This window comes from Microlunatus sp. Gsoil 973, from assembly GCF_009707365.1.
GTDB lineage: Bacteria > Actinomycetota > Actinomycetes > Propionibacteriales > Propionibacteriaceae > Microlunatus.
On sequence record NZ_CP046122.1, the window covers coordinates 211,664 to 234,796 of the forward strand.

General features: G+C 68.0%; 13 protein-coding genes and 2 pseudogenes. 10 read left to right on the plus strand and 5 right to left on the minus strand.

Going from position 1 to position 23,133, the window contains the following annotated elements:
* Positions 1 to 189: 189 nt before the first annotated feature.
* The 4 genes and pseudogenes from GJV80_RS24805 to GJV80_RS01030 form a co-directional block, all read right to left on the minus strand.
* Positions 190 to 807 (minus strand): annotated as a pseudogene (locus GJV80_RS24805) (DUF6603 domain-containing protein); the annotation flags it as partial.
* On the minus strand, positions 699 to 8,213 hold the full coding sequence (locus GJV80_RS01025; protein ID WP_154686333.1) for an alpha/beta hydrolase: 7,515 nt from the start codon (positions 8,211 to 8,213) through the stop codon (positions 699 to 701). The pseudogene GJV80_RS24805 and the gene GJV80_RS01025, both read right to left, overlap by 109 nt.
* A gap of 272 nt (positions 8,214 to 8,485) precedes the next feature.
* On the minus strand, positions 8,486 to 9,199 hold the full coding sequence (locus tag GJV80_RS23065) for a hypothetical protein (protein ID WP_195909098.1): 714 nt from the start codon (positions 9,197 to 9,199) through the stop codon (positions 8,486 to 8,488).
* 43 nt (positions 9,200 to 9,242) lie between these two features.
* Positions 9,243 to 12,410, minus strand: coding sequence for a carboxypeptidase-like regulatory domain-containing protein (locus GJV80_RS01030; RefSeq protein ID WP_154686334.1), 3,168 nt, complete (start codon positions 12,408 to 12,410; stop codon positions 9,243 to 9,245).
* 259 nt (positions 12,411 to 12,669) lie between these two features.
* On the opposite strand from GJV80_RS01030, the gene GJV80_RS01035 reads away from it, so the two are divergent.
* The 5 genes from GJV80_RS01035 (at position 12,670) to GJV80_RS01050 (ending at position 17,482) form a co-directional block, all read left to right on the plus strand.
* A complete protein-coding gene (locus GJV80_RS01035; protein ID WP_230207993.1) occupies positions 12,670 to 14,346 on the plus strand; it encodes a glycoside hydrolase family 76 protein in 1,677 nt (558 codons plus the stop codon).
* Positions 14,343 to 14,597: a hypothetical protein gene (locus GJV80_RS23445; protein ID WP_230207994.1), complete on the plus strand. Its 255-nt coding sequence runs from the start codon at positions 14,343 to 14,345 to the stop codon at positions 14,595 to 14,597. The genes GJV80_RS01035 and GJV80_RS23445 overlap by 4 nt, the downstream gene beginning before the upstream one ends.
* A gap of 106 nt (positions 14,598 to 14,703) precedes the next feature.
* Positions 14,704 to 15,258: a hypothetical protein gene (locus GJV80_RS01040; protein ID WP_154686335.1), complete on the plus strand. Its 555-nt coding sequence runs from the start codon at positions 14,704 to 14,706 to the stop codon at positions 15,256 to 15,258.
* A 183-nt stretch (positions 15,259 to 15,441) separates the two neighbouring features.
* On the plus strand, positions 15,442 to 16,932 hold the full coding sequence (gene tig, locus GJV80_RS01045) for a trigger factor (protein ID WP_154686336.1): 1,491 nt from the start codon (positions 15,442 to 15,444) through the stop codon (positions 16,930 to 16,932).
* 37 nt (positions 16,933 to 16,969) lie between these two features.
* The gene (locus tag GJV80_RS01050) at positions 16,970 to 17,482 is read left to right on the plus strand and encodes a GNAT family N-acetyltransferase (protein ID WP_154686337.1); all 513 of its coding nucleotides are present in this window, start codon (positions 16,970 to 16,972) and stop codon (positions 17,480 to 17,482) included.
* Positions 17,483 to 17,505: 23 nt separating this feature from the next.
* Here the strand turns inward: GJV80_RS01050 and GJV80_RS01055 are convergent, their stop codons facing one another.
* A complete protein-coding gene (locus GJV80_RS01055) occupies positions 17,506 to 17,985 on the minus strand; it encodes a glutathione peroxidase (RefSeq protein ID WP_154686338.1) in 480 nt (159 codons plus the stop codon).
* 225 nt (positions 17,986 to 18,210) lie between these two features.
* Between GJV80_RS01055 and GJV80_RS01060 the strand changes: the two genes are divergently transcribed.
* The 5 genes and pseudogenes from GJV80_RS01060 (at position 18,211) to GJV80_RS23455 (ending at position 23,117) form a co-directional block, all read left to right on the plus strand.
* Complete coding sequence (locus GJV80_RS01060; protein WP_195909313.1) at positions 18,211 to 18,783, plus strand: ClpP family protease; 573 nt, start codon at positions 18,211 to 18,213, stop codon at positions 18,781 to 18,783.
* 9 nt (positions 18,784 to 18,792) lie between these two features.
* Positions 18,793 to 19,458, plus strand: a complete 666-nt coding sequence (locus GJV80_RS01065) for an ATP-dependent Clp protease proteolytic subunit (RefSeq protein WP_230207995.1) — start codon at positions 18,793 to 18,795, stop codon at positions 19,456 to 19,458.
* 121 nt (positions 19,459 to 19,579) lie between these two features.
* Positions 19,580 to 20,875, plus strand: a complete 1,296-nt coding sequence (gene clpX, locus GJV80_RS01070) for an ATP-dependent Clp protease ATP-binding subunit ClpX (protein ID WP_154686340.1) — start codon at positions 19,580 to 19,582, stop codon at positions 20,873 to 20,875.
* A 318-nt stretch (positions 20,876 to 21,193) separates the two neighbouring features.
* Positions 21,194 to 22,057 (plus strand): annotated as a pseudogene (locus GJV80_RS24810) (ABC transporter permease subunit); the annotation flags it as partial.
* 112 nt (positions 22,058 to 22,169) lie between these two features.
* Positions 22,170 to 23,117 (plus strand): carbohydrate ABC transporter permease, encoded by a 948-nt coding sequence (locus GJV80_RS23455; RefSeq protein ID WP_230207996.1) that lies wholly within the window; start codon positions 22,170 to 22,172, stop codon positions 23,115 to 23,117.
* The last annotated feature ends 16 nt before the right edge of the window (positions 23,118 to 23,133 follow it).

The window sequence follows — 23,133 nt, forward strand, 5'->3', positions numbered from 1 at the left end:
GTTGGGTCGTTCCTCGAAGGCCGGTGCCTTGAGCAGGTCCTGGTCGGTGCTGCTCGAACCGGCGAAGGTGGACGGGGAGAACGGCGCGGTGACGTCGGAGAAGTCGGTCGGGTCGGTGCCGAACGAGAGATCGCGGACGGTGACCCGACGGACGTCGCTGGGTGGCGTCTTGCCGACCAGGCCGATATCGGTCTCCAGTGGGATCAGGTTCTGTCGGGCCGACAGCAGCCCGCCGGCGTCGACGACGAGTTCACCCTGCGGTAGCGGCTGCAGGGTCACACCGGCCGAGGCGGCGTCCGGCAAGCGGGCTGCCCAGTTCAGCGGATCCCGGAACTGGTCGAGTACCTTCGGCAGAACGGGTTCGGCCGGAATCGTGGTCTCGTGCGCCTCGCCGAAGGTCGCCTCGACCTCGACACTGATGCTGAAGAAGAGGATCTTGAAGCTGGCCTTGCCGTGGGCGTACCAGGGCGTCGGGCCGCGAAGCGCCAGGTCCAGGCCGATCGAGCAGACGTCGGCACCGCCCGCGGTCACCGCGAGCCTGCCCCACATCCGCGCGTCGATCAGGAACGGCACGAACTGCACCAGGACGTCGAAGCCGAAGTCGCCGCTGATGGAGAACCCGTCGACGCCGACGAAGAACTCCAACCTGGCGCCGAACTGGATGGTGTTGCTGGTGACGGCGAAGTAGAGGCTCAGCGTCAGCCGCGGGTTGTCCTTGAGCAGTGACAACGAGAGCCGACGCATCGTCGGCAGCTTGAGGTGGGCTGCCGGTGTGTAGCTGGGATGGAAGCCGCCGACGGACACCACAAGGTCAGGGCTCGCCCCCAGCTGAGCCGGATCGCGATGTCGCCCTCGAGGCTGAGCTTGAAGTCGGCGTAGCCGATGAACGAGTCGTAGATCGCGGCGTCGAAGTAGAGCAGGCTCGCACCGATGTCGATGCCGCCGATGAAGGCGACCTTGAGGTCGACGACCGCCTCGTCCGGTGTCGGCAGTGCGAGTCGGAGGACGCCGAGCAGGGCGATATTCGGTTGTGGCGCGATCTCGAGGATGATGCCGACGGTCAACGTCACCAGCGGAGGGTTCATCCAGGTGATCCGGCCCATCGGGGCGACCAGGAAGTGTCCCTGCTGGGCCGGGAAGGATTCCTCGAGATCGCGGACGATGACGTCGATGCGGTTGATGATGTCGGTCGGGAACAGGATCGAATCGGCGGTGCCGGTACGCAGTCCGTTGCGGATCCGGTCGACGTCCATCCCGCGGTTGAGACCGAGCAGACCGCCGGCTCCGGCGAAGAAGAACCCGTAGCCGAGCGGGATCGGCACAGGCAGGGTGACGGTGATCAACATCAACAACGAGAACCCGGGCGATCCGTCGGGATTCTTGGTCGTGATGATCCCGATCGCGGTCAGCGTGAACTTCTCCAGGACGGCGATCTCCAGCGCCCCGACGTACCGGCCACGTGCCTCGTCGACCAGCAGGAACCCGCCGAGCCGGATCGTCGAGGCGTCCAGCGAGAAGCCGAAGCCGTCGGGTGCCTTGAACGACAGCACCGCGCCCGAGCCGGTGATCGTCACCCGCAGTCCGACCCGGGTCACCGTCACCGCGAGCGGGCCGAGCTCGGCGTTGCCGGACAGGGCGCCGACGATGTCGGTCCGCTGCCCGAAGACTGCCGCCAGGTACAGCTCCCGGAGGAAGATCAGGTCGAGGATGTTGAGATTCAGCGGGAAGGTGAGCTCGATCCCGTTGTCCAGGTTGCCGGGGCCACCATGCAGTTCGAGGCGATCGTTGCGGTACGCGACCGCGGTGGTGAATCCGGCGCCGAGTTCCTGGGGGATGAGTGCGGCGACGAAGGAGTCGCCGTCCGCGCCGTTCACCCGGATCGCGGCGTCGCTGAGTTCGACCGCGCCGCCGAGGCTGTCGACGGCGAAGGTCGCTCGGCGGGTCGTCACATCCCAGAAGGCGAAGTTGCCGAAGAAGATGGCGGCCAGGCCGCCGAGCCGGACCACCGAGTCGTCCTCGCCACCGAACAGCGGATGATCATCATCGGCTCCGGCGACGCCGATGCCGACGCCGACGATGTCCAGACCGGGCGCCGGAGCGGCGGGCAACTCGGCCGGGTCGTCTGACGGGCCGATCACCCATGCGGTGATCCCGGCATCGTCGCCGATCCATTCGTGTTCGCCGAAGAGCACCGTGATCGAGACGTCGCCGGGGAACGTCACCGACCCCTGCAGCCGGATGCCCAGCCGCCCGGCGTCCTCTGCGAAGCTGAGGTGAAGATCGTCGGTGATGTCGGTTGCGACGCCCGAAAGGGCCGTCTTCAGGGCGCCCATCACGATCACGGCAGGTTCGGGGAACGGCCCTACGATCTGCAGCGGCCCCGTGGCGTCGGATACCAAGCCGCTGCCGTGCAGGATCTGCTGGGCACTGGGGCCATTCGGCCACAAGGGCTCCTCGAGCAGGTCCTCGAGCTGGGGGATGAGGTAGTGGGTGAGCAGCGGCAGCAGCCAGGAGCCGGCCAACATCAGGCCGCCCTCGGCAGTGAGCGTGACGGCGGGTTGCGGCAGCAGGACGATCTCGACGTCGTCGGTGGCGGCGTCGCCGAGCGGCAGGATCCGCATCGCCAACCGGTCACCTGCCGCGCTGAATTCGAGTTCCGGAGTGAACCAGTCCAGTGGCTCGCCGACCTCGACCCTGACCCGCACCAGGCCCTCGAAATCGTCGAGATAGCCCAGCCGTGCCGACACGATGCTGACCGGGCCGGTGTCCAGGTTGTCCAGGGTCACCCGTACCTGGGGGTGACCCGCGGCGGACCAGCCCAGTTCGGCACCGGCGACACAGCCCGGCGCCAGATCCATCTCCCAGCGCAGCCGGTTCTCCGTGCGGAGGATCCGGTGACCCGGCGGGAGCGGGATGACGCCCGGAGCGGTGTCGGAGGGGAACAGGCTCCGGATGTGACCGATGATCAGTGCCGGGTCGGACACCTGCGTCTGGAGCCAGCCGGGGGTGAGCATGTCCCGCAGCCGTTGCTTCTCGGCGTCACCGAGGAAGCCGGCGCCGCCCGGGTCGTAGATGTCCAGCGCATCGGCGATCTGCAGGGCGACATCGAGCACCGGGTGCTCCGGCTCGGCCTGCAGTGCATCGGTGATCTCCTGGAGCACCTTCGGCACCAGAGCGGTGACCGCGTTCCCGAGCAACTCGCCGAGCCCGGTGACGGTGGGCAGCAACTGGATCGGGCCGACGTTGTCCGGTGTGATCAGCAGCCGGACGCCGCCGGCATCGACGCTGAAGGCAATGGTGAGGTCGCCCCAATCCCCGGGGAGCGAGACGTCGAGGGTGATCGATCCGGACGGGGCGGCCTGGATGTCGGTCGGCAGTGGCCCGAGGGTTCGCAGATCGACACCGAGCGCCACACCGGCGGTGAGCAGGGGTGCGCCCTGGTCGAAGTTGCCGGACAGTCGGACCTGCAGCGGATCGCTGCCGCTCACCCGGAGCAGAAAGCCGCCCGGCAGCTCGAGGCCCTGCTGATCGTCGACACCCAGCGCGCCGGCGATCATCCGCAGCACGTCGTTGATCCGGTCACCGTCCAGCAGCCCGTCCGCGGTGCCGAGCGCGTCCGGGCTGCGCAGCCATCCGACGGGATCGCGGACCAGGGCACTGATCGGCGGGATGACGACGTTGTTTCCCGCCTCGGCGCCGAGCAGGGCGCTGACGATCGCCGAGACCGACAGATCGAGGATCAGTTCACCAAGCCCGTCCCGCACGGCGGCCGTGTCGAAAGGCCGCAGCCGGAGCGGCGTTCTGAGCCACGGCCCGGCATCGAGGGTGATGCTGCCGGAGGGTTCGCGGTGCAGAGCCACCGGTCCGGCCAGTAGGGAGGCATCCAGGCCGACCGCCAGCGTCCGCGTGTCGAGGTCGAGCCTGCCGCGGACCGAGAGCGGACCGGCAAGGGTGAAGTCCGAGGTGGCCTCGAGCCGGACGACCATGGTGGCGTCGTCGAGGGACAACCGGACCGGCAGCTCCGGCGGGCTCACCGACAGGGCGCCGGCATCCAGGCCGCCAAGATCGACACCGCTGAGGTCCGGGTCACCCACGATGGTACGGAGTGTGGCCAGCAGCGCGGCGCGACGTTCGGTGAGGGTCCTGATCGGGACCGTCGCCAGGTCCGCCAGGCCCTGGATGGAAGCGCGCGGACCCGCTGAGGTGTCGATCAGGACGCCGGCCGCCCGGAGCAGGCCGAGGACCGCCTGGGCGGCCGGGTTCGTCAGGGCTGCGTCGAGTTCCGCGATGACCGCGTCCAATGCCGCCCGCAGCTCGACGTGCCCGAGCGCTATCGCCGCCTGTACCGGGCCGACGCCGACCGAGGCGTCGACCAGCCGCAGCCAGGGCACGATGCCCAGTCCACCCGTTACGACGGTAGTGCTGAGGGCACCGTCCGGTGTGGGTCCGGCCACGGGGGCACCGGCAGGGGTGACGATCACGCCGGCCTCGACCAGCCGCACCCTGGCGTCGATCGGGCTGTCGGGGAGTGTGCCGTCCTGCACCAGCCAGCCGGTGGGACGGTACGTCCGGGTGGACAGGGTGAGCGCGGTCGCCGCCCGCGGTGGATCGCCCACGTCAGCGACGAGCCGCAGCCGGGCGAGGTCGATCCGCGCGTCCGCCGTCAGGGCGATCGGCCCCCGCCCGGTTTCACCCTGGCCGTCGCCAGGTTCGGGGGTGGTCAGTCCCAGGCGCAGGCCGAAGCCGACGTGCGTCGGCAGCCCGGCGGCGGCGAGTTCGGCAACGGTCGAGCCGGCCAGCAGTCCCAGCAGGTCGCCGCTGAGACGGGAGCCGACGGCGAAGCCCGGCACCGTGTCGATCGGTGCGTCGACCGCACTGTCGAACCAGTGCCTGCTGACCGGGCCGCCGAGCAGGCCACCCGTGGCGTCCAGCAACTCGCAGAGCCAGGCAACGGTGGCCCCGACGGCGGTGTCCGCGATCGGCGCCGCCACCGAGGCGGCCACCCGGACCGCGTCGGCCACCGCTGGATCGGTCAGCGGGAGAAGATCGGAACCGGCGTGCGGACTGCCGAGGGTGATCAACTCGCTCACCAGTTCCGGATGTGCCGCAGCCAGCCCGCGCGCAACGACGCCGGCGGTGGAATGGCCGACCAGCCGGACGCGCTGCCCGGTGATCATCCGGACCCGCTCGACAACCCGCTGCAGTTGATCAACTTCGGTGACCGCGCTGCCGGCGAGCAGGTCGGCGGTATAGGTCGCGGCAACCCCGGTGACTGCGGTCAGGTCAACCTCGGCCGGGTTCGGCAGCGAGCGCAGGTCGAAGTGCAGGTCCGGCGACGGCTGCGCACCGGTCAACGCAGCGATCAGCTCGGCGAAGATCGTGTGATCGGTGAAGGGAGGTGCCACCAACACCACCGGGCCGACCCCGGATGACAGCCTGGCGACCACCTGACTGATCACGGCCGGGTCCCTGGGCAGCAGGCCGTGTGGTGTGGCGACCGTGATGCCGTGGGTCCAGCCGGCGGGCAGTTGGGAGTCCAGTGGCACCAGTCCGTCGCCGGAGTCCAGCCACGCGGCAAGATCATCGAGCCCACGCGCCACGGCGTCGAGGTTGCGCCCGCCGAGCTGCGCGCCGAGCGCAGGCCGGAAGGCGGCTGCTTCGGACAGGAATTCCGTCAGCAGCACACCATCGGTGACGTCGTCGGCACGCTGGGCGATGGCCGCGATCCAGTCGGCCGGTGGCCCGTCGGGGTCGAGCCAGACCAGCCCGTCGACCGTGGTCGCTCCGCGGGACGGATCGGCGGACTCGTCGACGACCGGGATGACCCACGGGTCGTCGTAGCGGCCGCTGCCCCCGATCGTGCCGACGGCCGGCAGGCCGAGACCGGCCGGGCTGTCGGAGGGCAGCAGCCGACCCAGCGTCTGCAGGAACCCGATGGCGTACGCCCGGCCGGCCGACGAGATGCCGGTGAACACCCGCCGCAGGTGGGCACGCAGCGTTCCGGCCGGATCGTCGAGGAACTGCCGCAGTTGATCACCGGTGCTGAACAGGTCGGCGAGCAGCGGCCAGTCATCGGGTAGTTCGGGTAGGTCGCGATGCAGACCGAGCAATGCCGTGAGTCCGTAGGCAGGTTCGCCGGCCCAGGATCGCAGCGCCGAGCTGGTCAGTCGGCCGAGCAACCGGACCGCGTCCGCACCCAGCCCGAGATCGGGCTGCAGACCCGGCAACGCCCAGTCGTACGGCCCGAACTCCTCGGTATCGAGGGTGATCGTGACCCCGCTGATCCCGACCTGCCAGATCGGCGGCTCACCCGGCCGCCAGCTGATCAGCGCACCCGCCGGTCCGCTGGCCAACTGCAAGCCGGACAGGTCGAGCGGGCCATCGGGGGTGAATTCGACGGCCAGCTGGGAGCGTCCGACAAGGTGGACCGATCCGGTGCCGGCCGCCGGCAGGTCGACGGCCAGCAGCTCCACGAGGAGGCCGGCCTCGTAGCTGCCCTGGACCGCGCCTGCCGAAAGTCCCAGCCGCAGCCGCTGCAGGCCTGCCGGATCGGTGTCGGTGCGCGCGTTCCAGGCTGCCAGTGACAGGCTTACCGGGCCGGCGGTGGCGATCGGGGTGATCCAGGGATCGGTTGCTGCGCCGAGGCCGGTGACGTCGGGGGTGAGCCCGACCAGCAGCGCGATCTGCTCCAGCATGTGCGACCACGGGTGGTCGGCATCGGCCAGGACGGCCCGATGCAGACTGCCGAGGGCGACGGTCGGGCCACGGCCGAGGGCGGCGGGATCCAGCCGGTGGGGCCATGACGGGTCGGAGTCGGGGCGGCGGAGGCCGAGCAGGGTGAGCAAGGCCCGGGCGGCAGGCGAGTCGCCGAACGCCTCCTCGAAGATCGACAGTGCGGCATCGGAGACCACTCCGATCACGGCATCGGCGTCGGTCAGGTCGACGACGCCGTGGTCCTCGCCGTCGATGATCACATCAGTCAGCGCCAGCCAGGGCTGCAGCGTGCCGTCGGTGAGCCGGAAGCCGGCACCGACCCGGCCGACCTGCAGCGCCGGCGGATCGGCGATCAGGCTGCCGGAACCGGGAGCAACCAGCGCTACCGTCACCTCCGGCACGACCGCGGTGTGGCGCACCGGCGCGCCCGGGTCGCCGGTCGTTCCGCCGATCGCCGGCAGCGGGATCCTGAGCACCGTCACCACCCCGGACAGCGCGACCGGGCCGGTGTCCACGCGGACCTCGAGGCCGATCTCCAGGTCCCGGTCGTCGGTGACCTCGATCAGCAGGAGGAGATCGACGACGTCGGTGTCGAGCAACTTCGCCTCGAACGGCGCGGGCCCGGTGACGGCGAGATCGTCGCCGATCAGGCCTGCCAGGTGCGTCGCCCAGGAGGTCAGCGTCCCCGGCGAGTCGACGATGTCGATCAGCCAGTCCAGGATCGCCTCGGGACGGGTGAGAATCTCCTCCAGCGGCAACGGCGGGATGTCGTCGGCGCCGTCGTCGGTGAGCCCAAGCAGCGCGAAGAAATGCTCGGCAAGTCGGCCGAGTTGGTCGTTGCCGTCGGCCTCCGCCGCCAACAGGTCGACGACCTCCTTGAGCAGCAGCCGTAGCGCGGTGATCAGATCTGCACCGAGCGTCGCGGAGTCGATCACCAGGTCGGTCGGCTCTCCGCCGCCGAGGTTGAAGCCGTCCACCGTGACCCGGATCCCCGCCCGGACGCCGAGCGGGGCGTTCTCATCCAGGTGGACGGTCACGGCCGCCCCCACCCGGCTCATCGGGATCGCGGCATCGGTGAAGCCGACGTCCACTCCGGCCTGCAACGGCCCGTCGGCCGTGCCCGCGATCGCCTCGAGGTCACCGGCGACGCTGACCAGCGGCAGCCGGACGCTGCCCTGGACACTCCCGACGCCGGAGCCGAGCACTCCACTGTGCAGGGCGGCGGCGATCCCGATGATGTCGTCCTCGACCGTCAGGTAAAGATTGCCGACGTCGGTGTCGAGGAGCGGATACCAGGCGGGAAGATCCGGGTCGGGTGGCAGTAGTTCATCGAGCAGGCGCAGCAGAGCCGCCCGTTGCGTCGGGTTGGACAGGATCCGCCGGATGGCGGCCAGCGGGTCGTCGAACCAACTCCCCACCAGTTGTCCGTTGTCGTCGGTGACACCGATCGCGGTCAGCAGGGACGTCGTGTTCGGGTCGACGCCGATGTCGAGACTCATCACCTGCCCCCGAGCAGAGAATCAATCCAGCGGATACCAGGGGATCAACAGGCGCCCGCGGGCGTAGTGATCATCGGATGAAGATCAACTCTGCGGCGACGTCCGTACCTGAGCCGTGCCTGAGCGCCGCGTAGCTGCAGCGTATCGACGGCCGGTGGATCGGGACAGGGACTTTGGTTGCTTCCGCAAGAACTCTGCCCGATCGGACATCACGGGGAAGATTTCGGGCAGTTCGGCCACGGACAGGCCGTCCACGCACGAGCGTTACAGCCTCACTCGTCCGAGGTGATCGTGATCGCGAACCTGACCGGCCCGAGCTGCTGCTCGCCTGCGGTCGGATGCGCGATCGTCGCGAACAGCGAGAACTCGGCATGCCCGACGGCATCCGGGACCTGCCACAACTGGGTGGTCAGGGCGTCCGCCCGGCGTACCGGGCAGGCGAGCGTCACGTCGTTCGAACCCGCCCGCCGCACGGTGATCGTGACGTCCTTGGGCTGCCCGCGCCAGGCCGTACCTGCGGTGTCGACGGTCAGACACACCAGATCGCCGGCCCGATGCGGGCCGGCGACACCGGTCCCGCGACCGTCGGTGACTCGCACGCCGAGAAGTCGGTAGATGTCGACCGGGCGAAGCGTCCCGATCGCCGTCACGGCGGCGCCGACGGCCGAGTCCGGCAGATAGCGCTCCGGATCGTCGGCCGCATTCGGCCCGGCCGGATCCACAGCAGGGTGCAGCACCGTGACCGCGTTGATCGGCGTGGTGACCCTTGCAAGGTCGCCCGGACGGGTTCCCATGGCTGCGGCGAGTACGGCCGCCGCGTCACCGCGGGTCGGCGGGACGTCGGGGCGCGGCAGATGGTCGATGCCGGGCACGTCTGATTCGGCGATGACCGCACCGAGCGCGAGGAGCGGAGGCCGCAGTGTGGCCTCGGCGATGGCCTCCGACTGTGCGGGATCGGTGGGATCGAAGCCGGCGAGTGGTGCCACGGCCGCGGCGATCCGTTCGACCAGGTCACGCCTGGTGGCAGCGTCACGTGCCGCTTCTATGGCCCCGACGGCCGCGTCCAGCGTGGCTGCGGCGACCGCCGACGGCCGGCCGGTGACAGCGGTGATCGCGGCGGCGACCGCAGCACGGTCGACCGCGGCAGCCCCCAGCGCCCCGGCACCGGTGGTCAGCGCGTTGACGGCCGGGATGGATCCGAACGTGGTCCGCAGCAGGCCGACGAGGTCGAAGCCGCTGAGTGCATCGGTCCGTCGTCGAAGTTGCCATTCGCAGGCGCGCGCGATGCCGATGGCCATCGCTCGCCGGCACCAGGCCTGGGCGAGTGCGGCCGCATCGTCGGTGTTCGAGTGGTATCCGACCTCGAGATAGCCGACGGGGACGGTCCGGCCTCCCGGGCGGGGGGAAGCTGATCTGGGCCAGCGCGCCGGTGGGGTTGGTGAGCGAGCGGATGCCCTGAACCGCTGAGCCGTTGCGGAAGTGGTCGAGCGTCGTTGCCAGCTCGATGGTGACGTTGCCGTTGATGGAGTAGTAGGACCGGGCGCCCCGGTTGTTCAGGTTCACCTCCGTGCCGATCTCGGTCGCCAACCGGTCGGCGAAGTCGCGTCCATCCGGGTTGCCCTCGACGTAGCCGGCCTGCCCCGGCGCCGGAGACGTCGGAGTCGGACGGATGTCGAGGTACATCGCCAGGTAGCCCCGCGCAGCCGGGGGACCACCGTTGGTGTGCAGCGCGACGAACACGTCGACCGGGGTGGTCGGGTCTGCGGCCTGGTCGCGGAACAGGTCGAGCCGCCGGTTGATGCCGGCGCTGTTGATGTCGCCGTTGCTCGGATTGCCGAGTACCAGCGGGCCGCCCGGCCCCGGTGCCAGGTCGTACACGGCGGCGAGCCAGTAATAGGCGTTCTGCTGCCAGAGCCGGGGGTGGTCGGGGGAAGTGGTCGGGTTGACGGTGGCGAACACGCCACCCGCCTGCTGGGCGGTCCCGACGACGGTCGGGTCGGTCTCCCGCGACACCGTGATCCGGATCCCGTTCGGCTCGGCGACCTGGCGGACGAAGGTCGCGACGCCCGCGGCGTTCTCGTCCTCACCACCCCAGTTCTCGATGGCGGCGCCGTAACCGGCCCAGTCACCGCGACCGGTCCGGTAGTTCGTGCTGGCCGCCGGGCCGGCGTACAGGCCGTGCCCGGGAGAGACGTGCAGGTGCCGGCGCTGGAAGAGACCGAGCAGGCGCGGCACCGGTCCGGTGAGCACGGGCTGCAACTCCTCGATGAGTTGGCGGTTGGCGAAGACCGCGTTCGCCCCCTGGTCGACGTGCGCGAGGTCGGCCAGGCTGACTGCGTCGGCACGCCACCATCCCCAGGCCGGGTCGTGCATCCGGGCCGGCGTCAACGACGGATGGGTCACCAGCGTGCGCTCCAGCGCACTGCAGGCATCCGCGTCGTTCCAGGTGGCCGTCGGCCCGCGTCGGGCATCGAGCACCCAGCGCAGGCGGTTGAGCAGATGACCACGGGGATGGCGGGCGTCCAGGCCGGACTGCAGGGCGGTCAAGGCGTTGCCGGCGATCGGGGAGCGATCCTCGGGGAGCTCGAAGACCGGCACCAGCGGAAGAACCTCCACGGTCAGTCCGGTGACGCGGCGGGACGCGGCATCGACGACGAGCTCGTCGACGTCGGCCGGCGGGGACGCGTCGATGCCCTCGATGTTCTTCGGCTGGGCTCGGAGCAGCCGAAGCGCCGGCTGGGCACCGTCGGCCGCCGTGTCGATGATCTTGAGAACGTCGAGGGCGGCTTCGACTCCCTTCTCCAGGAACCCGGTCGCGACGACCACCCGGCGGTTGTGCCGGTCGGGCGCCACGACTGATGTGTTTGCCGGCTGTACGTTCATCCGGCGCATGTTCGGGGCGGCGATGGTGCGGACCACCGCATCCGGCAGCCGCCGCGTCGGATCGCGTGGGTCGACGGCTTCGACCCAGAAGAGGTAGTTGGCATCGGCCTGCAGGTCGATGAAGGACAGCTCGTACGCGCCGTCGACGTCGGTCGCCTCGTTGCGGGCGGGCCGATCCGGACGGGCCGAACGGAGCACGTCCGGGCGGGAGCGAAGCACGTCCCAATCCCTGCTGGTCTTCGGAATCTGCGGCCGAAGCGCCCCAGCCTCCAGCTTGATGGCACACACGTACCGGTTACGGAGCGTGATCGCCGCGGCGGGAGGGACGGTGGGGATGCGGGTGTCCGGCCAGACCACGGTGCCCGAGAGCCGGTGGACGAGTGTGGTGATGTCGAGCCGGAGGACGGCCAGAGCCGGGTCGGCGTCGGTGGCGATGATGGTGGTCGTGACCTGGACGTCCCCGTCCAGGATGGTCACGTCGGTGCCGCCGGCGTCACGCGGTGACACACGAACGGTGTACTCGCGGGTGTCGGCTCCGGGACGGGCAACGCCGAGTCGGGAATCCCCGTTCGCGATCCGGGCGTCGATCACATAGCGCCCGTCCGCGGTCGAGGTCGTCGTGCGACCACCGAGCGTGATCACTGCCTGCGGTACCGGCTGGGCGTTCTCGCCGACTGCGACGACCGAGTCGGTGATGGTGCCGTGCAGTCGTACGGACGCGCCGGGCACCACGTCCCGGGCGACGTGTAGTTGGACCGAACTGGCGTCGCGGACGTTGTGGTCGGCATCAGGTCCGGGCAGCTCGGCGACGAAGTAGGCCCGCGGCTGATGCTCCTTGACGACCGGTACTCGCCACCACGCGATGATGTCCTTCCATCCGTTGCGGGTGTCGCGGACCACCAGCACGCCGCTGTCGAAGTCGGCGGGTCGGGCCGCCCGGTAGCCGTCGACGATCTTGGCCAGCGTCGCCTCGGTGTCGGAGTAGGGGCGTTCGACGAGGGTCCGCTCACGAATGGTGAAGTCTCCGACCGGGTCCCGCGCACCCGGTGTCCGCAGGCTGTCCATCGGATCGTCGGTGCCGCGCCAGAAGAGCCAGTCGAACTCGAGGATGTCCAGCCGCACCGGCGGGGCAGGTTCCAGCAGCGCGAGGTCGGGCGGGACGGTGACGTGCAACTCGACCAGTTCGCCCGGCTGGACCTCGGCTTCTCCCGGCGGGCGCAGATCCCTGGTCCACTGGGAGACGACGCCGGTGTGCTGCACGACGTCGTCGCTGAAGATGTGCAGCCGCTCCCACCACAGACCGACGGCTTGCATAACGTCTCCGAAGCCCATGGCTCCCCCCGGCGGGATCTTTTGCGTAGGCATCACGCCTATGGGGTCGAGTATCGACCCGCATTCACCGCGGTGTCCACAGGTGGGGCGATGACGTACACCCGATCATGTCCTCGCTCGGCCGGGAATCCACTGGGGCAGTGGTGCCACCGTTGACGCTCATCTGCGCGTTCCGCGATACTTCTCTGCGTTCTGGCCAATCGATTTACCTCCCACCCACCCCACCCCCTGGAGTTCAATGATGATCACCGCCCGCCGGCCGTCGGGACGTGCCACCAGGACGGTCCTGTTGGGCCTGGTCGCCCTGGTTGTCGGCCTTGTCCCGGCCGCCATGGCCCACGCCGGCCCGACGAGGACCTCCTCCTCCGCGGCCATCTCACCGTCCACCGCGGTCGCCCGGGCACGGGTGGCCGCCGACGTCCTGATGGGCTCCTACGAGCCGGTCAAGGCCTGGTTCCCGTCCAGTTGGTGGAACTCAGCGGTCGCCCTGCAGACCATCGGCGACTACATGCAACGCACCGGAGACCGTCGTTATCTCGCCCAACTCGACAACACCTTCGAGAAGGACAAGGGTGCGTTCCCGCCCGGCGTGCTCTCCGGAGACCCGCTGCTGGGCAACTTCACCAGCCGGGCGATCGACGACTCCGAATGGTGGGGTCTCACCTGGCTGCAGGCCTACGACCTGACCGGCAACAAGAAGTACCTGAACATGGCGATCACCATCGCCGACTACGTGTACGGCTACTGGGACACCAGCACCTGTGGGGGAGGCGTGTGGTGGGACGCCGAGCGGACCTACAAGAATGCGGTGACCAACGGTCTGTGGATCCGGCTGACCGCCGAACTGCACAACCGGATCAACGGCGACCGGCGCTGGCTCGACCGTTCGACCACCGCCTGGCACTGGTTCGTCGACAGCGGCATGATCAACTCCGACGGCCTGGTCAACGACGGCCTGACCGGTGGCTGCACCAACAACGGGCAGACGGTCTGGAGCTACAACCAGGGGCTGGCGATCGGCGCCGGCCTCGAACTGTGGCGTGCCACCAAGGATCCCGAGGTGCTGGCCACCGCACGGAGCCTGGCCGATGCCACGCTGAACAACCATGCCCTGGTCAAGAACGGCGTCCTGACCGAGGCCTGTGACGCCCTCGACCAGACGTGCAGCGACAACGGCAAGCAGTTCAAGGGCATCTTCATGCGCTACTGGACCGACCTGGTCGACTCCACCCACAACGCCAGGTACGCGGACTTCCTGCAGAAGCAGGCCGACACCATCTGGAGCCAGGACCGGGATGCGGCCGACCGGCTCGGCACGCGGTGGTCCGGCGGCACCAGCGATGATCATCCGAACGTCTTCGACTGGCGGACCCAGGCCAGCGCCCTGAGCGCGTTGATCGGGGTGATCCCGGTCAAGGCGCCCAACCGGTCGCTGGCGGCAACGACGTCACCCGCCCAACCGGTGATCATGCCGGCGGCCACCGGTCCGACCACGGTGACCATCGACCTCGGTGTCTCGGCCACCGGAGGCTCCCCGCTGACTGCGAAGGCCTCGGTACAGGTGCCGGACGGCTGGGGTGTGACCCCATCGACCGCGTCGGTCCGGCTCAATCCGCGCGGCTCCGCGCATCCCGTCTACAGCAGCATCCCGCTGCAACTGACGGTGCCGGGCAGCGCCGATGACGGCCATCACGAGATCACCGTGACCGTCACCGGCGGTGACCTGGTGTTCACCACCCGGGCCGATGTCCTGGTCGCCATCAGATCGACTTCGACACCGGCACCGTCGATGAGAATCCGTGGCTGTTCGATCCCGACGGGTCGCAGAGCAACGGCGTGCAGAACCGGTTCGCCGACGGCAACAGCCACTTCACCTATCTGTTCCCGTTCCCGTCCGACACCGAGTCAGCGTCTGTGACCCTGACCATCGACGCGGAGTTCGTCGTCGACGTGAGTTCGGACAACGAGAACTGGACGACCGTGCTCAAGGAGGACCGGCGGGTGACCGATGGTTCGAACAAGGCTGATCGGACGATCGATCTGACGCCGTTCCTCGGCTCGGGCGCCGATGGGACCAGACCGGTCTACCTGCGGGTGTCCGACTCCTTTCCCGACGACGGTTGGGGCGGTCGGGTCTACCACGTGACCGCCACTCAGACCGAGCAGTAGGGCGCACGCCGCCGGCCGGAGCAGCCGCCGCAACCGGTCCCGGGAGATGCCCCACTCCCGGGACCGGTCGACGCAGCCGGGCGGGTGAATTCGATACCGTGGAAGCATGGCTGCCACTGGCTCCGCCGACCACTCGGCTGCACCTGCGAGCGGCCGGTCGGACCGGGAGACCGAGTCACCGGAGCGCCGCGCCGGGCGGCTGCGGGAGCGGGTCTACGTCACGTTCACCGCGCTCGCCGTGATCCTCGCCCTCAGTTCCTATGCGGGCGACGAGAGTGCCGCGAATGCGGCGCTGACCTTGGCGATCACCGTGCTCGGCACGGTCACGGCGGCATTCACCGCCGAGCTGATCTCGCATGTCGTCGCCCATGCGACCCTTCCCGACCGCGACGAGCTGCGGTATCTGATCAGCACCTGCGTCCAGGCGCTCGGCGTCATCGTGTTGCCGCTGGTCTTCCTCGGCCTGGCGGGGCTCGGCAGTTGGGAACTGCATCGTGCGCTGCGCGCCGCCAGCACGGTGTTGATCGTCACCCTCGCGGCGATCGGCTACCTGGGCGTCCGGCGGGCGAGGATTCCACGCCGGCACAAGTTCGTGCTGCTGCTGGTCCTGGTCGCGCTCGGCCTGCTGGTGGTCCTGCTGGAGCTGCTGGCGCACGGCTGAGGTGACCCGAAACCTCGTCGGTGGCCGGTGGTTTGTCGCTCAGGTACGGCGACCGTAGGATTGCGTGAGCCCAAATCCGCCGGCGCCCACTGCGCGGCGATCCGGGCTTGCGAAGCGCCAACAGTAACCGTCTAGTGTCACGTGGCCGTGGCTACGCGCCCGACCACGCCTCAGGAGTAACACGTGCCCAGCACCGTCGAGCAGTTGAGCCCCTCGCGGGTGAAGATCACGGTCGAGGTCCCGTTCGCGGATCTGAAGCCGAACATGGACAAGGCCTACCGTGACCTCGCCGCACAGGTGCAGATCCCCGGTTTCCGCAAGGGAAAGGTTCCGCCGCGGATCCTCGATCAGCGGTTCGGCCGTGGCACGATCCTGTCCGAGGCCCTGAACGACGCCCTGCCCGGCCTGTACAACAGCGCGGTCACCGACAACAAGCTGTCACCGCTGGCCCAGCCCGAGGTCGAGGTCACCAAGCTGGAGGACGGCGAACTCGTCGAGTTCACCGCCGAGGTCGATATCCGCCCGGACTTCGACGTTCCGAGCTTCGACTCGCTGCAGGCGACCGTCGACCCCATCGAGATCACCGACGAGGCGGTGGAGGAGCGGCTGAACTCGCTCCGGGAACGCTTCGGTTCGCTGGAGGACGTCGACCGGCCGGTTGAGGACGGCGACCACCTGATCATCGACCTGGTCGCTCGCCGGGACGACGAGGTGCTCGAGGACGCCAACGTCAGCGACATCTCCTACGAGGTCGGCACCGGCCGGATGGTCGACGGTCTCGACGACGCCGTGATCGGGCTGTCCGCCGGTGAATCCAAGAAGTTCCAGTCCAAGTTGGTCGGCGGTCCGCTGAAGGACCAGGACGCCGAGGTCGAGGTAACAGTCAAGAAGGTCCAGGTCCAGGACCTGCCCGAGGCCGATGACGAGTTCGCCCAACTGGCCAGCGAGTTCGACACGGTCGAGGAACTGCGCGCCGACCTCCGCCGCGAGCTGAGCCAGAACAGCCGGATCGAGCAGGCCAATGCCGCCCGGGACAAGGTCCTCGAGGCCTTGATCGCCGAGGTCGACGTCGAGGTGCCCGAGGGCGTACTGAAGACCGAGGTCGACTCCCGCAAGGAGCAGATCGAGAGCCAGCTGGCTCAGGCCGGGCTGACGCTGGAACAGTACCTGGACGAGATCGCCTCCGATTCCGAGGACGACTCCGAGGACGAGGACGAGCCCAAGGACGTCGAGTCGTTCTGGCAGCAGACCGAGAAGCGTTCCGCCGACGCGCTGAAGGCTCAGATGATCTTGGACAAGATCGCCGACGACCGGGAGATCGGCGTCGAGCAGGAGGAGCTGACCCGCTACATCGTGCGCCGGGCGCAGGCCACCGGGTCGACCCCGGACCAGGAGCTGCAGCACATGCTGGAGCATGATCACGTCGCCGAATACATGAGTGAGATCCGTCGCGGCAAGGTGCTGGATCTGATCATGGCCCAGGCCACGGTGACCGACGGCAACGGTGAGACCCTCGATCTGGCGTCGCTGCAGTCCGACGGAAGCATCGCCCAACCGGCGGACGATCAGGTTTCCGACGAGGAGCCCGCAGACGGTGAGTCCGAGGACGTCGAGAACTCCCCGGCCGCGACCGACGAGTCGGCTGCCGCTACCGACGAGGACACCCAGGCCTGATCCGTCAGGGTGTGGCCGGGCTCGCTAGAGTCCGGCCATGCCCGAACTCGGTGACGACCGGCTGAGGCTGCGTGCCCTGCGCCTCACCGACGTCGACGTTCTGGTCCGCGAGCTCGGTGACACCATCGGCGACCGTGACGAGTTCCGCAGCCGGATGCGCACGATGATCGAGAAATCACCGACCCTGGAAGCCGACGGTTTCGTCAGCTACGGCATCGAGACGGACGGCTCGCTGGTCGGCGACATCCAGGTCAGGGCGCCCAAGGGAGCCTGGCTCCCGGGCACCTGCGAACTCGGCCTCAGCCTGTTCCCTGCCGCCAGGGGACGGGGGATCGGGACCAGTACCGTACGGCTGCTGGTCAGCGAGCTGCTTCGGATCGGCTGGTTCCGGGTGCAGGCCGGGACGGCGATGACCAATCTGCCCATGCGTACGGTGTTGGAGAAGGTCGGCTTCAGCTTCGAGGGCGTGATGCGCGGCTTCGGATCCGATGATCATCACGGTCGCCAGGACTATGCACTGTACGCGATCCTGGCGACCGACCCGACGTGATCATCAACGGCCCGCGGCAACTGTCAGGCCAGGGCCTTTTCCAGATCGCCGGCCAACTCCTCCGGCGTCACCTTCGGTGAGTACCGGGCGATCAACTCTCCGTCGCGGTTGATCAGGAACTTCGCGAAGTTCCACTCGATGTCCGGCCCGTTCTCACCGGGCATCGCCGAGGTCAGCCACTGGTACAACGGGTGCGCACCGGCGCCGTTCACCTCGATCTTGGCGAACATCGGGAAGGTGACCCCGTAGTTGAGCTCGCAGAAGTCGGCGATCTCCGCCTCCGAGCCGGGCTCCTGATGGCCGAACTGATCACACGGGAAGCCGAGGATCTCCAGGCCGGAGTCGCTGTAGGTCTCGTAGAGCTTCTGCAGGCCCGCGTACTGCGGGGTCAGTCCGCATTGCGAGGCGGTGTTGACGACCAGGACCACCTTGCCGCGGTACGCTCCGAGGTCCGTCTCGTCGCCGGTGATCTTGGTCGCCACATAGTTGGACAGCAATGCCATTCCTCGACTGTACGCCACGCGAGGATGCCGCTCGGCGGTGCGGACCGGCTGCCGGACCGCTGCCCACAGCGGGCTCAAAGCCGTGCCGCCGTCAAGCCCTGAGCGAACAGTGTGCACCGGGCCTCAGTTTCTCGCCTGCCGGACGGTAGGTTCGCAACCGTGAATGCATTACCTGTCTCGCCGAACGAGGTCCGGTCCGCTGCCCGGAGCGGCAACGGTTTCGGCCTGGACGACAACGTCTACCAGTCGCTGCTGGCGAACCGCATCATCTTCCTCGGCTCCGAGGTCAAGGACGAGAACTCCAACGCGATCTGCGCGCAGATGCTGCTGCTGAACGCGGAGGACCCGCACAAGGACATCTGGCTCTACATCAATTCCCCGGGCGGGTCGGTCGACTCCGGTATGGCGATCTACGACACCATGCAGTGGATCTCCAACGACGTCGCAACCGTCGCCATGGGACTGGCCGCCTCGATGGGGCAGTTCCTGCTCTGCGCCGGCTCCAAGGGCAAGCGCTACGCGCTGCCGCACAGCCGGATCATGATGCACCAGCCGTCGGGTGGTCTTGGCGGCACCGCGAGTGACATCCGGATCCAGGCCGAACAGTCCCTGCACATCAAGACGGTGATGCAGAACCTGATCGCCGAACACACCGGCCAGTCGCTCGCCCAGATCGAGGCGGATTCCGACCGCGACCGCTGGTTCACCGCGGCGCAGGCCAGGGAGTACGGATTCATCGACCACGTCTTCCACTCGGCGTCGCAGATCCAGGCGACCGCCGACTCCCCGAACCAGTAAGGAGCTTTGATGACAGACCTGAGCACGCCTCCTGCTGGTGTGACCAACCCGGCCGTCTCGCCGCGGATGGACTACTACATCCCGCAATGGGAGGAACGCACCTCCTACGGCATGCGCCGGATCGATCCGTACACCAAGCTCTTCGAGGACCGGATCATCTTCCTCGGCACGCCGATCAGCGACGACATCGCCAACGCGGTGATGGCCCAGTTGCTGTGCCTGCAGTCGATGGACGCCGACCGCGACATCGACATCTACATCAACTCACCCGGCGGCTCGTTCACCGCACTGACTGCGATCTACGACACGATGCGCTACATCAAGCCGCACGTCCGGACGGTGTGCCTCGGGCAGGCCGCCTCGGCCGCCGCGGTGATCCTCGCCGCCGGCACCAAGGGCAAGCGGTTGGCCCTGCCGAACAGCCGGATCCTGATCCACCAGCCGGCGACCGAGGGCGGTTACGGGCAGTCCTCGGACCTGGAGATCCAGGCCAAGGAGATCATGCGGATCCGCGAGCTGATGGAGGGCATGCTCTCCTCCGATACCGGACGCGACATCAGCGAGATCAGCAAGGACATCGAGCGGGACAAGTACCTCACGGCCGAGGAGGCCAAGGAGTACGGCATCATCGACGACATCCTGACGTCGTTGAAGGAAGCACCCGTTGCTGCCTGACCGGCGCGCGGCGGATCGCCACATCTGAACTCCGAAATCCTGCCGGAGTCGAATCGGCGGGGTTAATGTGAAGAACTCGTACGGCACGGACGAGTAGTACGACGAAGGTTGAGGAGCTGGCATGGCACGGATCGGCGAGAGCGGTGACCTGCTGAAGTGCTCGTTCTGCGGAAAGAGTCAGAAGCAGGTCAAGAAGCTCATCGCAGGTCCGGGCGTCTACATCTGTGACGAATGCATCGACCTGTGCAACGAGATCCTCGAGGAGGAGTTCTCCGAGAGCGCCGATGCCCGCACGCTGGACGAACTGCCCAAGCCACAGCAGATCCGCCAGTTCCTCGACCAGTACGTGATCGGCCAGGACAGCGCCAAGCGTGCCCTGGCCGTGGCGGTCTACAACCACTACAAACGGGTCCAGGCAGCGCAGTCGACCACCAACGCGGCCCGTCGCGCCGAGGACGACGGCGTCGAACTGGGCAAGTCCAACATCCTGCTGATCGGCCCGACGGGCAGCGGCAAGACCTATCTGGCCCAGACGCTGGCCAAGATGCTCAACGTGCCGTTCGCGATCGCCGACGCGACCGCACTGACCGAGGCCGGTTACGTCGGCGAGGACGTCGAGAACATCCTGCTCAAGCTCATCCAGGCCGCCGACTTCGACGTCAAGAAGGCCGAGACGGGCATCATCTACATCGACGAGATCGACAAGATCGCCCGCAAGGGCGAGAACCCGTCGATCACCCGCGATGTCTCAGGTGAGGGCGTTCAGCAGGCCCTGTTGAAGATCCTGGAGGGTACGACCGCAAGCGTGCCGCCGCAGGGTGGCCGCAAGCACCCCCACCAGGACTTCATCCAGATCGACACCGCGAACGTGCTCTTCATCGTCGGTGGAGCGTTCGCCGGTCTCGACCACATCATCGACGCCCGCGTCGGCAAGCGCCCGCTGGGCTTCAACAACGACATCGAGTCCCGCAAGCCGGCCTCCAACGACCCGTTCGCCGACGTCCGGCCCGAGGATCTGGTCAAGTTCGGCCTGATCCCGGAGTTCATCGGCCGGCTGCCGATGATCTCCAGCGTCAGCCCGCTGGACCGGGACGCACTGATCCGCATCCTGATCGAGCCGAAGAACGCCCTCACTCGCCAGTTCAAGAAGCTCTTCGAGATCGACGGCGTCGACCTGGAATTCACCGACGAGGCGATCGAGGCGATCGCCGACCTCGCCCTGTTGCGGGGGACCGGCGCCCGCGGCCTGCGCGCCATCCTCGAAGAGGTGCTGCTCAACGTCATGTACGACGTACCGTCCCGCGACGACGTGGCCCAGGTGATCATCACCGAGGAGGTCGTCAAGGACTCGGTGCTGCCGACCCTGGTGCCGCGGGACAAACTGCCCAAGCGCGAGCGCCGCGAGAAGAGCGCCTGAGCGGCTCCGTCCGCGCCCCGGCTCCCCCTGTCCATACTGTTTCGATACTGCTTCCACCCGCCCTTCGTGGCGGGTGGTTCACGTTGTCCGTAGCGCCGTCGCGGGCCAACGACTGAACCGCCGGCGGACAGCGCTTCCGCCTTCAGGCGTACGCTCCCGGCCGGATCACAACGACTCGCCGGGCAATTTGCGGAAAACCCTTGCCAAACCCTCCTGCGGCGGTTCATCGTAGTGCCGCGCGATGCATAACGTTGCTTCGCGCTGCCGCAACGCGATCGCCTACAAAGAAGCAGGGGTTACCACGTGGGCCAAACCAGTATGACCCGCCCGGTCGGGGAAGCGGTTACCGGCCGGCGGCCCGAAGCCCAGTCGTCCCGCGCCGTCCGGGTACGGAGCCGGTTGCACCGTCTCAACCGGGACAAACTCCTGGTCGGCATCGGGCTGCCGGGTGCGATCGCGATCGTCGTGTTCCAGTACCTGCCGCTGATCGGGAACGTGATCGCGTTCCAGGACTACCAGCCGTACCTCAGCATCTCCGAGTCACCGTTCGTCGGCCTGAGCAACTTCTCGTTCCTCTGGGACGGCAACACGGCGTTCCTGAACGCCCTGATCAACACACTGGTCCTGACCGTGATCCAGACGGTTCTGGTCTTCCCGGTGCCGCTGGTGCTGGCGCTGCTGCTGAACAGCCTGGCCGGCGAGCGGCTGAAGCGACTGCTGCAGTCGGTGCTCTATCTGCCGCACTTCCTGTCCTGGGTGATCGTTGTCGCGCTGTTCCAGCAGATGCTGGGCAACGCCGGCATGCTGAACACGTTTCTGATCCAGAACAACCTGCCGCAGTTCCACATCATCGGAGTTCCCGATCTGTTCAGGGCACTGATCACCACCCAGGCGATCTGGAAGGACGCCGGCTGGGGAACGATCATCTTCCTGGCTGCCCTGTCGCAGGTGGATCAGCAGCTCTACGAGGCGGCCGCCGTGGACGGCGCGGGACCGTGGAAGCGGCTCTGGCACATCACCCTGCCGTCGCTGAAGGGGCTGTTCATCCTGCTGCTGATCCTGCGGCTCGGCAACAGCCTGTCCGTCGGGTTCGAGCAGATCATCCTGCAGCAGGGTCCGGTCGGTCTGGAGGCGAGCGAGGTGCTCGACACCTGGGTCTACAACAACGGCATCATCGGCGGCAACTGGGGCATGTCGGCAGCCGCCGGTCTGGTCAAGAGCATCGTCGGCGTCGCGCTGGTCATCGGCGCAAACAAGCTGGCTCATCTGCTCGGTGAGCGGGGGTGTACGAGAAGTGACCACCGTCGAAGCCGCGGAACAGGAGACCGGCTCGAGCACCAGGCGTCGTTCGGCCAAACGTCCGCCGTGGATGGAGAGTCCGAACCCGCTCACCCAGATCGCCAAGGCGATCGCGCTGGGCATCTCGGTGCTGTTGGTGATCATCCCGTTCTGGTCGGTGATCGCCACCTCGCTGGCCGACCAGAAGACGATCAACAAGTCTTCCGGCGGCATGGTGATGTGGCCGGGGATGCCGTCCCTCGGCGCCTACCGCGCGGTGCTCGGCGGCGGCGTCGTCACCCGGGCCATGATCATCTCGATCGGGATCACGCTGGTCGGCACCCTGTTGTCCCTGGCGGCGACCGCGGGCCTGGCCTACTGGCTGTCCCGTCGGTCGTTCGGCAGCAGACCGATGGTGCTGCTGGTGCTCGGCGGGGTCCTCTTCACCCCCGGACTGATCCCCAGCTACCTGGTGGTCAAGGAATTCCACTTGCTCGACTCCTGGTGGTCGCTGATCCTTCCGGTGCTGGTCAACGCCTTCAACGTGATCGTGATGCGGGCGTTCTTCCAGGAGTTGCCGCAGGAGCTCTTCGAGTCGGCGGCGATCGATGGCGCCTCCAGCCTGACGATCCTGACCCGGATCGTGCTGCCGCTGTCCAAGGCCGTGTTGGCGGTGATCGGCCTGTTCTATGCGGTGGCCTACTGGAACGCCTTCTTCAACGCCTTGCTGTACATCCAGACCACCGACAAGTGGCCCATGGCGCTGGTGCTGCGCACCTTCGTCGTCAACCAGACCACTATCGGCGGTGATCAGGTCGGGGCCACCAGCGGCGAGGTCCTGCCGCCGCAGCTGCCGCTGCAGATGGCGATCCTGGTGATCGCGATCGTCCCGATCCTGATCGTCTACCCGTTCATCCAACGTCACTTCGCCAAGGGAGTCATGATCGGCGCCGTCAAGGGCTGAACAGTCATCTCCCGGT